Below are 12,746 nucleotides of genomic sequence, written 5' to 3'. Positions count from 1 at the left end.
GGAGTTAGCTTAAGGCACAACAGCAAACTCCCTCTTGAGGTGTGCAATGGCACTTGATACGTGGCTGGCCTTTTTCCTGGCCAGTTGGATCATCTCCCTTTCCCCCGGCGCCGGCGCCATCGCTTCGATGTCCAGCGGCCTGCAATACGGCTTCCTGCGCGGCTACTGGAACGCCATCGGCCTGCAACTGGGGCTGGCGATGCAAATTGCCGTCGTCGCTTGCGGCCTGGGTGCCATCCTGGCGACATCTTCCACCGCGTTCTATGCGATCAAATGGTTTGGCGTGGCGTACCTGGTGTACCTGGCCATCAAGCAATGGCGCGCCTTGCCCATGGACATGACCGATGACGCCGCTGTGCGCCCGATCGGTAAGCCGATGGCGATGATGTTCCGTGGTTTTCTGGTCAATGCCAGCAACCCCAAGGCTTTGGTGTTCATGCTGGCGGTGCTGCCACAGTTCGTGAACCCGCAGGCGCCGCTGCTGATCCAGTACCTGATCTTGGGTGCAACGATGATCTGCGTCGACATGGTGGTGATGGCGGGGTATACGGGGTTGGCGTCGAAGGTGTTGCGCCTGTTGCGCACGCCTAAGCAGCAGAAACGCATGAACCGTACGTTTGCCGGGTTGTTTGTCGGCGCTGCGGGTTTCCTGGCCAGCTTGCATCGCGCAACGGCGTAAACCGCACGCCAACTGAAGAAACCGAATAAAAAATGTGGGAGCGGGCTTGCTCGCTCCCACATTGGTTTTGTGTTGGCAGTGAGTTCTAGGCTCAGCGCAAAATCTTCGGTGCTTCATCCCTTGGCAGGTTGTTGCGTAGCGGCGGCTGGCCGGGGTCTTGATACCCGCCACCCAACTGTTCCGCCAACTGCCGCGCCACATCCGCACCCAGTGCTTTCGATACTTCCTTCACCACACGCGGCCGGTTCAGGCTCACGCGTACATCGCGGCTGTTCACTAGCTTGGTGTCCTGGCCTTCACCCATGGCGGTGAACGCCGAGGTGATCTCGTAGGTGCGCGTATTGATCAGGCTGAAATCCGCCACCAACGTCAGGCCCAGTACGGCCGAGTAGCTGTTGGTGTGGTCCAGGGCGTTGATGTCCTGGGTGAAGTCGATGTCCGACAGGGTGCCGAACAGTACATAGTCGGCGCCCTTGAAGTTACCGGCCTTGATGCGCTTGATCACGTCGTAGACGTCACCCTTGGCATCGGCGGTGTAGGGCGTGCCCTGTACCAGCTGGAACTGACGCGACTTGAGGATCTCGCCCTTGATGTCACCGCTGAATTTGCGCAGCTCGGTCTGTTCGATATAGCTGGTACGGCTTTCGTACTCGCTGTAGTTCGACGCACCGCTGGCGTGGTGGCTGCTTGCCTGGAAGTTGTTGCTGGCCGATACCTGGTGGATGTATTCCTCGACCCGCGCCTCGTAGGCCAGGTCGGTCACCGCGATCTTCGGGGCGGCCGAGGCGCCAAAGGCGCACAGCAGGCCGATCATGCCGATCCATGCACGCATTGCTTAGCGCTCCGTGGTCTTGCGAATTTCTTTTTCGTCCATCCATTCGGCCAGGCCGCTCTCGACGTCCACCAGTTGCAGGCTGAATTTGTAGAACACGTCCTTGTAGTCCGAGCTGCGTTTGACGATGGAGCTGATGGAGCCTTCCAGGCGGTACTTGGCGGCGACCATGTTGCCGGTCTTGCTGACGGTCGACTTCTTGTACAGGCCGCTCTGGTTCTGCAGCTTGAGCTGGTCGACCTGGCTCTGCATGTCAGTGTTGTCGCTGGCGAAGCGGGCGGTGCCGGTCTTCATCAACTGGGTCTTGATCGACGTGGTGATCTCGCGAGTGTCGATGTACTCGCTGGTCTTGTTCTTCACGTCATACACCTGCACCACCGGGCGACCTTGCAAGATGCCGGATTGGGCGAGGGAGCGGGTCATGCTTTCGGCGATCATCTGCAGGTCGGTGGAGCCGAACTCGTTGGTGACTGTTTCTACGGCCTTGGTATCGCCGTAGCTGATGTTCTTGCTGCCCAGTACGGGCGAGGTGTTGGAGCAGCCGCTGGCCAGCAGGGCAACGACAGCGAGCATCGAGAAGCGTGCAAACATGGGGAATTCTCTCTGAAACGTAAAAGGGGAACGGCTCAAGGCGTCTTCACTTCAAGACGGAAGTCCGCCGCCTGGGGCAGGTTGGCAATGGCCGGCAGGAAGGTCGCCTGGTTGGCGTACAGGCTCAGCACTTTCCAGGTTTCTTCGTCGCCTACCGGGAAGCCGTCGGCGCCTAGCCAGGCGAAGCGGTAATACATCGTCTGGTTGCTGCTGGTGATATTGCTCAACTGCACCTTGGCGGTGAGGAAGCCGTTCTCGCGCGCAACGCGGATGGCGCCGACGGCGATGCCTTTGAATTTGCCCATCACCACGATTTTGCTTGCGGCGCTGCCAGGCTCCGGGGGTGGCGGGGTGGCGCAGCCGGCCAGCAGGACCAGCGCCAAGGCGCCGAGGATAAAATGACGCATAGCGTGCTCCTTAAGGTTGTTTGAGGGCGATGGCCTGGTTGGCGGTGCTCGGCACCACATGAGCGGCCAGGCTACCAGCGAATACCTGGTTACCCACCACACGCAGCGTGATCACTTGGTAACGCTGGTCAGCCTTGACCGTCACCAAGGTGCCGCCCAGGGCGTTGGGCAGGCTGACTTGATGCTCGCCGTGCTTGAGGCGCAGGCGCGTCACCTGGGTCATGTCCGGCAGGGTGCGCCAGGTGCGGGTGTCGGCACCTTCGGTGACCGCCGAGGCGATACCCAGCACCAGGCCCGCCATGGGGTTGGTCTTGTTCAGGTTGTTTTGCGCCACGCCACGGCTGACCGCACGCACCGTGGTACGCAGGATGATCCCCGGCATGTCATCGCGCAGGGCACGGCGGGACATGGCCGTAGTGCTGTTGAGTGCCGTGAGGTTCCGTTGCTGGCCGTCGACGCCGATCTGGGCGAAGGTCGCGGTGGACGTGTCGGCCTTGATCACCGGGAACGACAGCGGGGTGATCACCAGGTTGCCGTTGATCGGGATCGGAATCGGCAGGCGAATCGAATCGCGGGCCGGCGCCAGACCGCTCTGCACCACGATCAGCACGTCGGTTTCATCGGCACCGACCTTGGATTTGTCCAGGTCCAGCAAGGCCTGTTCAAGTAATGGTGTATTGGGGCGCAACTCAGCCGCCTTACGGTAACCGGGGGCCGCCAGATCTTTTTCGCCCAGGGCTTCGTAGACGAAACCGGCCAGGTAATGGCTGAACGCACTCTGGTAACTGTTCTTCAGACCGACCACTTCCGGCGCGTCGAGGGCTGCTACCGGATAGCCGCGCAGGTCTTTCATCTGGGTGGTCACGCCTTCACGCTCGGCTTCGTCCTCGCGCTTGAGGTATTCCTTATCCCGCAGGTCCGCGATCACCGCTTCGCGTTCGTGGGTCTTCTTGATCTCGGTGCGCGCGCCATCGAAGTCGTTCAAGGCCAGCAGGTTCAGGGCCATCTGCGTGGTCAGCATGACCTTCTCGTAGTCATAGCCTTCGTAGCGCCGCACCTTGTCGTTGGCGAGGAAACTGCCGAACTGGGCCAGGTATTTGGCGCTGTCGAACTTGACCGTCTCTTCCCATTTGTAGACCTGCAAATCAGCACTGCGCCACGCGGTCTGACTCCCCGTCAAATCACCCTTGGCCCGCAGCAACTCACCCTTCTCGAAGAAATAGAGCAAGTCTTTGTCTTCACCGCTGTTGTTCTTCTCCAACAGCGTCAACGCCGCGTCGACATTCCCGGTGGCCAACTGCTGATTGGTAGCCTGCAACTCGGTGTCATAGCTGCGGAACATCGAACAGCCCGACAACAACGCCGCCGAGAGCGCAAGCAAAGGTAAAGCGCGAAATGCCATGCAGCCTTCTTCCCTGAAAGTAGTAACCGATGTGGTAATTCCTCATAAAAACGAGGAACGAAATTCCCTTTCGCACTAACAGGGGGCGGCATTATAAGCACCATTACTGGCAAAACAATGGCTATTTGCCCGGCGAAGTCGCCCAATGCGCCACTAGTCCGCTTCTAAAAATGCCTCGCTTTTACCAACGACAAATCACTTACGCCTTGAGTCAAATCCCTTAAGCCCTAACAATGTGTTACTTCGTATTTCCATTTGAGATTCGTTCATGACTGCCCCCTTCCGTTTTCTCGCCTGGCTGATGCTGCCGGCGTTGATGTCGTGCAGCTTCAACCTGCTGGCTGCGACTGCCGAGGGCGCGCCACAAGCCCTGCATTTGCTGGACTACATTGGCGCTGACTATCCTCCGACGGTGGAGGCGGGCAAGGTTATCGATGAATCCGAATACCGCGAACAGGTGGAGTTTCTCGGGGTGTTGCAAGGGCTGGTGGCAGAGTTGCCTCAGCGCCCGGAGCGCGCGGCGTTGGTCAAAGGTGTCGATGAACTGTTAGCGGCTGTAACTGCCCATCAGGACGGCGCAACGGTTGCTCGGCAAGCCCGCCAATTGGGTGCCCAACTGGCCGTGGCCTATGAAGTCAGCCAGGCCCCGGCAATCACCCCTGATCCAACGCGAGGTGCGCCGCTCTACGCCCAGCATTGCTCGGTGTGCCACGGCACCGCGGGCGCCGGTGATGGCCCGGCCAGCGTCGGTATGACGCCGCCACCGGCCAATCTGCGCGACCCTGTGCGCCTGGACCGCTTGAGCCTCTATGCGATCTACAACACTCTTGGCCTGGGCGTCGAAGGCACCGATATGCCGTCCTTCGCTGATCAACTGGACGACCGTCAGCGCTGGGACCTGGCCACCTACATCGCCGGCTTCACCGCCGACCCGGCCGCGGCGAAAAGCGAGCAACCGTTCAACCTCGCCGACCTGGCGCGCCAGACTCCGAACGAAGTCCTGGCCGCCGACGGTGTAGCTGCCGCTACGACATTCCGCGCTCAGCGTGCGCAACCGCCGCAGGTCAAGCGTGGCCCGGCGCAGCTACTCGACTACACCGCCACCACCCTCGACAAGAGCCTGGCCGCGTTCCGCAACGGAGACCACGAACAGGCCTACGACCTGTCGGTAGCCGCCTACCTGGAAGGCTTCGAGCTGGTGGAAAGCTCTTTGGATAACGTCGACGCCAACGTGCGCAAGGACACCGAGAAGGCGCTGATGGCCTACCGGCAGTCGTTGCAGGACGGTTTGCCGGTCGAGCAGGTGCAGCAGCGCCTGGATGTGGCCAAAGGCAAACTCACCGAATCCGCCGGCCTGCTGGGCAGCGATGGCCTGAGTTGGTCGCTGAGCTACATCTCGGGCCTGCTGATCCTGCTGCGTGAAGGCCTGGAAGCCATTCTGGTGCTCGCCGCGATCCTCGCGTTCCTGCGCAACACCGGCCAGCAGTCGGCGGTGCGTAGCGTCAACGTGGGCTGGGGCCTGGCGCTGTTGGCGGGTCTCGCCACCTGGGCGTTGGCCGCGTATGTGATTGACGTGAGCGGCGCCCAGCGTGAATTGCTTGAAGGCTGCACGGCGCTGTTTGCCAGTGTGATGGTGCTGTGGCTCGGCGTGTGGATGCACGACCGCCGCCACGCGGCCGCCTGGCAGGACTACATCAAGAGCAGCCTGGTAGGCGGCGGTGGGCGTTTCGGCTTTGCGATGCTGGCGTTTTTCTCGGTGTACCGCGAGCTGTTCGAGGTGATCCTGTTTTACGAAACCCTGTGGCTGCAAGCCGGCCCGGCTGGACACAACGCCGTGCTGGCGGGCGGTGCGACGGCGCTGGTGCTGCTGGTGGGCCTGGCGTGGGTGATTCTGCGCGGTTCGGCCAAGCTGCCGCTGGCGCTGTTCTTCGGTATCAATGCGGCGTTGCTGTGTGCGCTGTCGGTGGTGTTCGCCGGGCATGGCGTGAAGGCGTTGCAGGAAGCCGGCATCTTCGGTACGCGGCCGGTGGCGTTCTTTGACTTCGACTGGTTGGGCATCCACGCCGATGCGTACTCGCTGAGTGCGCAGGCTGTGGCGATCCTGGCGATTGTGGTGCTGTATGGTCGCAGTCGGTTGGCCGAGAAACGCCGAGTGGCGGCCTGACATGCGCGTGTGGATCGATGCCGACGCCTGCCCTCGGGCAGCCAAGGACCAAGTGGTGAAGTTCGCCCTCAAGCGTCAGTTCGAGGTGGTGCTGGTGGCCGGGCAAAGCCAGATCAAGCCGAGCTTTGCGTGTGTGAAGCTGATTGTGGTGCCCAGCGGCCCGGACGCGGCGGATGACTACCTCGTAGAGCACGCGCTGCCTGGTGAGTTGGTGATCTGCAGCGACGTGCCCTTGGCCGACCGCCTGGTGAAAAAGGGCGTCACCGCCCTCGATCCACGGGGCAAGGAGTTCAGCCCGGCGAACATGAGCGAACGCCTGGCGGTGCGTAACCTGTTCACGGATCTGCGTGAACAGGGCCAGATGGGTGGGGGGCCACCGCCTCACGGTGAAAAAGAAAAGCAGGCGTTTGCCAATGCCCTGGACCGAATCCTCACGCGCCTGATGCGCCAACCCTGACCTGTGGCGAGGGAGATTCCTCGCCAGCATCGGTGATCAGTCGTTTTCGTGGGTGAGTTCCAACACCCGGTCCACCAGCTTGTTGATCCCCGAAGCGACCTCGCTGATGCTCTTGCCAAGCATATAGGCCGGCGTGCTCACCAGTTTGCGCGCCTTGTCCTCGACGATATCTTCCACCGTGCACTCTTGGTGGGTAGCGCCCATCTTGTCCAGCGCGGCGGCGGTGTCGGCGCAGTTACCGATGGTGCAGGTCACGCCCGGGCCATAGATCTTCGCCGCCAGGGCCGGTGAGATGCAGATCAGCCCCACCGGCTTGCCCGCTTCGGCAAAGGCCTCGGCCAGCTCCAGCACCTGTGGGTTGACGCTGCAGCCTGCGCCTTCCACGGCAAAGTTCGACAGATTCTTCGCCGCGCCAAACCCGCCGGGCACGATCAGCGCATCAAAATCTTCGGCATTGGCTTCGCGGATGTCTTTCACATCACCGCGGGCAATTCGGGCCGACTCCACCAGGACGTTGCGCGACTCGGGCATTTCTTCGCCGGTGAGGTGGTTGATGACATGCAGTTGCGCAATGTTGGGGGCAAAACATTGGACCTGAGCGCCGCGCTGGTCCAGGCGCAGCAAGGTGATCACGCTTTCGTGGATCTCTGCGCCGTCGTACACGCCGCAGCCGGAAAGGATCACTGCAATCTTTTTGCTCATGGGCATTTCTCCTGGGGTCTTGGCGTTAAATGTCTACTAATTTGTCATCTGTTGCCAATGGGATCTCGTGTCGCTGCACCTAATCTTGATGTAACAAAATCAGACCGGACCAGACCATGGACTTCGTGCCTTACGCGGTACCGTTTTTCATCGCCTTGATCGTGGTAGAGCTGCTTGCTGACCGCTGGCGCGGCGAGCGCAACTACCGGGTGGCGGATGCCATCAACAGCCTCAGCACCGGCGTGCTGTCTACCACCACAGGGCTGTTGACCAAGGGTGTAGGGATTTTGACCTACGCGTTCGCTCTCAAACATCTTGCATTGATTGATCTCCCGGCCCAAAGCGTCTGGACCTGGGTATTCGCCTTTGTGTTCTACGACTTCTGCTACTACTGGCTGCATCGCATGGGCCATGAACGCAACATCCTGTGGGCCGCGCACTCGGTGCATCACCAGAGTGAGGACTACAACCTCAGCACCGCCCTGCGCCAGACCAGCACCGGCTTCCTGCTGAGCTGGATCTTCTACCTGCCTCTGGCCGTACTCGGCGTGCCATTGGTGGTGTTTATCAGCGTGGCATCGCTCAATTTGCTCTATCAATTCTGGGTGCACACCCGGCATGTGCCCAAGCTCGGCTGGTATGAATGGTTTTTCGTCACGCCGTCCAATCATCGGGCCCACCATGCACAGAACGCTCTCTACATGGATCGCAACTACGGCGGGGTGTTCATTATTTGGGACCGGCTGTTCGGCACCTTCCAGGAAGAGGACGACAACGAACCGGTGATTTTCGGCGTGACCACGCCGTTGGCCAGCTGGAATCCGCTGTGGGCCAACCTGCAGTTTTATGCGCAGTTGTGGAGTGATGCGCGACGTACAGAGCGCTGGTGGGACAAGTTACGCATCTGGTTCATGCGCACCGGTTGGCGCCCGGCCGACGTGAAGGCCAAGTACCCGCTGGCCAAGCATGACCTGACCCAGTTCCGTAAATTCGAAGTGCCGCTGGATGGTCGCCAGCAGGTCTACATCGCCCTGCAATTCGCGGCGTATGTGGGTTTTGGCAGCTATTTGATGAATTTCGGCGAAGGCTTGTCCACGGCGGCGCTGATCCTGGGTTGGAGTGCCATGGCGCTGGGGTTGTTTACCTTGGGTGTGGCCCTGGAGAATCGCCCTTGGGCGCTGAAGGCCGAGCTTTCGCGGCTGGTGCTGAATGTGCCGCTGATCTGGCTGGCGCCGTTGGTTGGGCTATGGCCCGCCAGCAACCTGGGCTGGCTGGGCCTGCTGAGCTACAGCCTGCTCAGCGTGATCGGCCTCTACTGCTGTAGAAGCCGGTTTACTCGACTGGTGTCTTAGGCGTTTCGATCGGGACCGGCTCGGCCGCGAGCCGGGCCTTGGCCTCGGCGCAGGCCTCGCGGGCGATGCGTGCATTCTTGATGCGGCGGCGCAGCCACAGGCCGAAGCCCAGTAGCAGTAACGCGCCCAACACCCACAGCTCGTACTTCTTGATGCTGCCCAACATACCTTCCAGCACCGCGCCGAAGTGATAGGCCGCAGCGCCCAGGGCCAACGCCCAGATCGCGGCACCAATGCCGTTGAGGATCAGGTAGCGCAGAGGTGGGTAGCCGGACAGGCCGATCGCCACCGGCATGACCGTGCGCAGCCCGTAGACGAAGCGGAAGCTCAACACCCAGATATCCGGGTGCTTGCGGATATGCTCCAGGGCCTTGTCACCCATCAATTGCCAGCGTGGCTTGCGCGCCAACAACTTGCGACCGTGTTTGCGGCCCATGTAATACCAAAGCTGGTCGCCGGCGTAGCTGCCGAAAAAGGCAACGACCACCACCAGGTTGATATCCATGTAGCCACGGAACGCCAGGAAGCCTGCGAGAACCAAAATGGTCTCGCCTTCAAAGAAGGTGCCCAGGAAGAGCGCAAAGTAGCCGAAGTCATGCAGAAATTGTTGAAGCATGGTCTGGGGTGCTGGCGAAATGAACGCGCAGCCTACGCCTTCACGAAGATTCATGAAAGTATCGAGATGTGTCACGAAGTGAACAATTCCTACGTAAATGACGAATGCGGCTACAGGTCGCATGCTTAAGCACAACTGTCATACCTTCGTCATAATGGCCGCTTATAACTGCAACGCTCGCCCGTGAACCCGGGCTCAGGAGTCTGTCGTGAGCTTTACCCCTGCCAATCGTCTGTTCCCCGCCACCCGTCTGCGTCGCAATCGTCGTGATGATTTCTCTCGCCGCCTGGTGCGTGAAAACGTGCTCACGACCAACGATCTGATCCTGCCGGTGTTTGTGCTGGACGGGGAAAATCGTCGGGAAGCGGTGGCTTCGATGCCGGGAGTGGAGCGTTTGACCATTGATCTTCTGCTTGAAGAGGTCGCCGGTTGGGTCGAGTTGGGGATTCCGGCGTTGGCGCTGTTCCCCGTCACGCCGTCTGAACTCAAGTCCCTGGATGCTGCCGAAGCCTGGAACCCTCAAGGGATCGCCCAGCGCGCCACCCGCGCCCTGCGCGAGCGTTTCCCGGAGCTTGGGGTGATCACCGACGTGGCGTTGGACCCGTTTACCACCCACGGCCAGGATGGCATTCTGGACGAAGACGGCTATGTTCAGAACGACATCACCGTCGATGCGCTGGTCAAGCAAGCCTTGTCCCACGCCGCCGCTGGCGCCCAGGTGGTTGCGCCGTCAGACATGATGGACGGCCGCATCCAGGCGATTCGCGAAGCCCTGGAGCTGGCCGGTCACGTCAATGTGCGGATCATGGCCTACTCGGCCAAGTACGCCAGCGCCTATTACGGGCCGTTCCGCGATGCGGTGGGCTCGGCGCTTAACCTGGGCAAGGCCAACAAGGCTTCGTACCAGATGGACCCGGCCAACAGCCATGAAGCCCTGCACGAAGTGGCGGCCGACCTGGCCGAAGGCGCTGACATGGTGATGGTCAAGCCGGGGATGCCATACCTGGACATCCTTTACCGGGTCAAAGAAGAATTCAAAGTGCCGACGTTTGTCTATCAGGTCAGCGGCGAGTACGCGATGCACATGGCTGCAATACAGAATGGATGGCTGAGTGAAGGGGTGATCCTAGAATCCCTGACAGCCTTTAAACGCGCCGGGGCTGATGGCATTCTGACCTACTTCGCCGCCCGCGCCGCCCAATTGCTTAGAGAGCAACAATAGCCCTCACAGGAACATTCAATGAATACCGAAGGACTCTCAGAAGTTGCCGTAAAAGACGCTCACCCGGTGGTTGAACAAGTCACCGAGACCCCGCCGGAACATGAGCCTGCGGCGCCTGCCGTGGTGGCTGAGCCGCCCGTGCCGGCCCCGGTGGCGGCGGTGACCAACCTGGATGACAGCAGCCTGTACATCCACCGCGAGCTGTCACAACTGCAATTCAACATCCGCGTGCTGGAGCAGGCGCTGGATGAGTCCTACCCGCTGCTGGAGCGCCTGAAGTTCCTGCTGATTTTCTCCAGCAACCTGGACGAGTTCTTCGAGATCCGCGTCGCCGGCCTCAAGAAGCAAATCACCTTCGCTCGTGAGCAAGCCGGCGCCGACGGCCTGCAGCCGCATCAGGCCCTGGCGCGCATCAGCGAGCTGGTGCACGGCCATGTAGACCGCCAATACGCGATCCTCAACGACATCCTGTTGCCGGAACTGGAGAAACATCAGGTCCGCTTCATCCGTCGCCGTCACTGGACCACCAAGATCAAGACCTGGGTGCGTCGTTACTTCCGTGATGAGATCTCGCCAATCATTACCCCGATCGGCCTTGACCCGACGCACCCGTTCCCGTTGCTGGTGAACAAGAGCCTCAACTTCATCGTCGAGCTGGAAGGTATCGACGCGTTCGGTCGCGATTCCGGCCTTGCCATTATCCCGGCCCCGCGCCTGTTGCCACGCATCATCAAGGTACCTGAAGAGGTGGGGGGCGCTGGCGATAACTATGTATTCCTCTCGTCGATGATCCACGCCCACGCCGATGACCTGTTCCAGGGCATGAAGGTAAAAGGTTGCTACCAGTTCCGCCTGACCCGTAACGCCGACCTGGCGCTGGACTCCGAGGACGTCGAAGACTTGGCCCGTGCGCTGCGCGGCGAGTTGTTCTCGCGACGCTACGGCGATGCGGTACGCCTGGAAGTGGCCGACACCTGCCCGAAACACCTGTCGGACTACCTGCTCAAGCAGTTCAACCTGGCCGAATCCGAGCTGTACCAGGTCAACGGCCCGGTCAACCTGACGCGCCTGTTCAGCATCACCGGCCTGGACAGCCATCCGGAGTTGCAATACACGCCGTTCACGCCGCAGATCCCGAAACTGCTGCAAAACAGCGAGAACATTTTCAGCGTGGTGAGCAAGCAGGACATCCTGCTGTTGCACCCGTTTGAGTCCTTCACCCCGGTGGTCGACCTGCTGCGCCAGGCGGCCAAGGACCCGCATGTATTGGCGGTACGCCAGACCCTGTACCGTTCTGGCGCCAACTCGGAAATCGTCGACGCCTTGGTCGACGCCGCGCGTAACGGCAAGGAAGTCACGGCGGTGATCGAACTGCGTGCGCGTTTTGACGAAGAATCCAACCTGCAACTGGCGAGCCGTCTGCAAGCGGCCGGTGCAGTGGTGATCTACGGTGTGGTCGGCTTCAAGACCCACGCCAAGATGATGCTGATCCTGCGCCGCGAGGCCGGTGAAATCGTGCGTTACGCCCACTTGGGTACCGGTAACTACCACGCCGGCAATGCCAAGCTCTACACCGACTACAGCCTGCTGACCTCCGACGATGCCTTGTGTGAAGACGTCGGCAAGCTGTTCAGCCAGTTGATCGGCATGGGCAAGACCTTGCGCATGAAGAAGCTGCTGCACGCGCCGTTCACTCTGAAAAAGGGCATGCTCGACATGATTGCCCGCGAAACCCAGTTTGCCCTCGACGGCAAACCGGCGCACATCATCGCCAAGTTCAACTCGCTGACCGATCCTAAGATCATCCGTGCGTTGTACAAGGCCAGCCAGTCCGGTGTGCGCATCGACCTGGTGGTGCGCGGCATGTGCTGCCTGCGTCCAGGCATTGTCGGGGTGTCGCACAACATCCATGTGCGCTCGATCATCGGCCGCTTCCTGGAACACACGCGGGTGTTCTACTTCCTCAACGGCGGCGAAGAGCAGATGTTCCTCTCCAGTGCCGACTGGATGGAGCGCAACCTCGATAAGCGGGTAGAAACGTGCTTCCCGGTGGAAGGCAAGAAGCTGATCATGCGGGTCAAGAAGGAGCTGGAAAGCTACCTGACCGACAACACTCACAGCTGGAGCCTGCAGTCGGACGGCCGCTACGTGCGCAACACACCGACCGGCAACCAGAACCCGCGCAGTGCGCAGGCGACGTTGTTGGAGAAGCTGGGTAGCCCGATTTTGACTGTGAATTGAGTAGCGGTTTGTATGAGCAGGCTTGTGTGGTGAGCGGGCTTGCCCCGCGCTGGGCTGCGAAGCGGCCCTAAAACCAAACGC

General features: G+C 60.8%; 12 protein-coding genes. 6 read left to right on the top strand and 6 right to left on the bottom strand.

From position 1 onward, the window contains the following. Positions 1-46 precede the first annotated feature (46 nt). Entirely contained in the window at positions 47-679 is a 633-nt protein-coding gene (locus U367_RS0120620) for a LysE family transporter (protein ID WP_028618426.1), read from the top strand. Between the two features lie 91 nt (positions 680-770). Here the strand turns inward: U367_RS0120620 and U367_RS0120615 are convergent, their stop codons facing one another. Genes U367_RS0120615 through U367_RS0120600 form a run of 4 tightly spaced genes read right to left on the bottom strand, consistent with a single transcriptional unit; the run spans position 771 to position 3,911 of the window. Beyond that, positions 771-1,511 (bottom strand): hypothetical protein, encoded by a 741-nt coding sequence (locus U367_RS0120615; RefSeq protein ID WP_028618425.1) that lies wholly within the window; start codon positions 1,509-1,511, stop codon positions 771-773. 3 nt (positions 1,512-1,514) lie between these two features. Beyond that, positions 1,515-2,102, bottom strand: coding sequence for a penicillin-binding protein activator LpoB (gene lpoB / locus U367_RS0120610; protein WP_028618424.1), 588 nt, complete (start codon positions 2,100-2,102; stop codon positions 1,515-1,517). A 35-nt stretch (positions 2,103-2,137) separates the two neighbouring features. Then, positions 2,138-2,509, bottom strand: coding sequence for a YcfL family protein (locus tag U367_RS0120605; protein WP_028618423.1), 372 nt, complete (start codon positions 2,507-2,509; stop codon positions 2,138-2,140). Positions 2,510-2,519: 10 nt separating this feature from the next. After that, positions 2,520-3,911, bottom strand: coding sequence for a COG3014 family protein (locus U367_RS0120600; RefSeq protein ID WP_028618422.1), 1,392 nt, complete (start codon positions 3,909-3,911; stop codon positions 2,520-2,522). A 268-nt stretch (positions 3,912-4,179) separates the two neighbouring features. Here U367_RS0120600 and U367_RS0120595 point away from each other — a divergent pair, with 268 nt between their 5' ends. Beyond that, a complete protein-coding gene (locus U367_RS0120595; protein WP_028618421.1) occupies positions 4,180-6,075 on the top strand; it encodes an FTR1 family protein in 1,896 nt (631 codons plus the stop codon). Position 6,076: 1 nt separating this feature from the next. Then, positions 6,077-6,532: a YaiI/YqxD family protein gene (locus tag U367_RS0120590; RefSeq protein WP_028618420.1), complete on the top strand. Its 456-nt coding sequence runs from the start codon at positions 6,077-6,079 to the stop codon at positions 6,530-6,532. Between the two features lie 36 nt (positions 6,533-6,568). Here the strand turns inward: U367_RS0120590 and elbB are convergent, their stop codons facing one another. Beyond that, entirely contained in the window at positions 6,569-7,234 is a 666-nt protein-coding gene (gene elbB / locus U367_RS0120585; RefSeq protein WP_028618419.1) for an isoprenoid biosynthesis glyoxalase ElbB, read from the bottom strand. Between the two features lie 116 nt (positions 7,235-7,350). Here elbB and U367_RS0120580 point away from each other — a divergent pair, with 116 nt between their 5' ends. Continuing rightward, positions 7,351-8,586 carry a sterol desaturase family protein gene (locus U367_RS0120580; protein WP_028618418.1) on the top strand — a complete coding sequence of 412 codons (1,236 nt, stop codon included), beginning with the start codon at positions 7,351-7,353 and terminating at the stop codon, positions 8,584-8,586. Here U367_RS0120580 and U367_RS0120575 read toward each other — a convergent pair. Continuing rightward, positions 8,567-9,202: a DedA family protein gene (locus U367_RS0120575; protein WP_028618417.1), complete on the bottom strand. Its 636-nt coding sequence runs from the start codon at positions 9,200-9,202 to the stop codon at positions 8,567-8,569. The genes U367_RS0120580 and U367_RS0120575 overlap by 20 nt on opposite strands. A gap of 208 nt (positions 9,203-9,410) precedes the next feature. Between U367_RS0120575 and hemB the strand changes: the two genes are divergently transcribed. Next, entirely contained in the window at positions 9,411-10,424 is a 1,014-nt protein-coding gene (hemB, locus tag U367_RS0120570) for a porphobilinogen synthase (protein ID WP_028618416.1), read from the top strand. A gap of 18 nt (positions 10,425-10,442) precedes the next feature. Beyond that, positions 10,443-12,665: a polyphosphate kinase 1 gene (ppk1, locus tag U367_RS0120565; RefSeq protein WP_028618415.1), complete on the top strand. Its 2,223-nt coding sequence runs from the start codon at positions 10,443-10,445 to the stop codon at positions 12,663-12,665. Positions 12,666-12,746 lie beyond the last annotated feature (81 nt).

Origin of the sequence: Pseudomonas canadensis (genome assembly GCF_000503215.1) — a bacterium.
Classification (GTDB): domain Bacteria; phylum Pseudomonadota; class Gammaproteobacteria; order Pseudomonadales; family Pseudomonadaceae; genus Aquipseudomonas; species Aquipseudomonas canadensis.
This window is presented reverse-complemented; position numbering and strand designations above follow the sequence as displayed.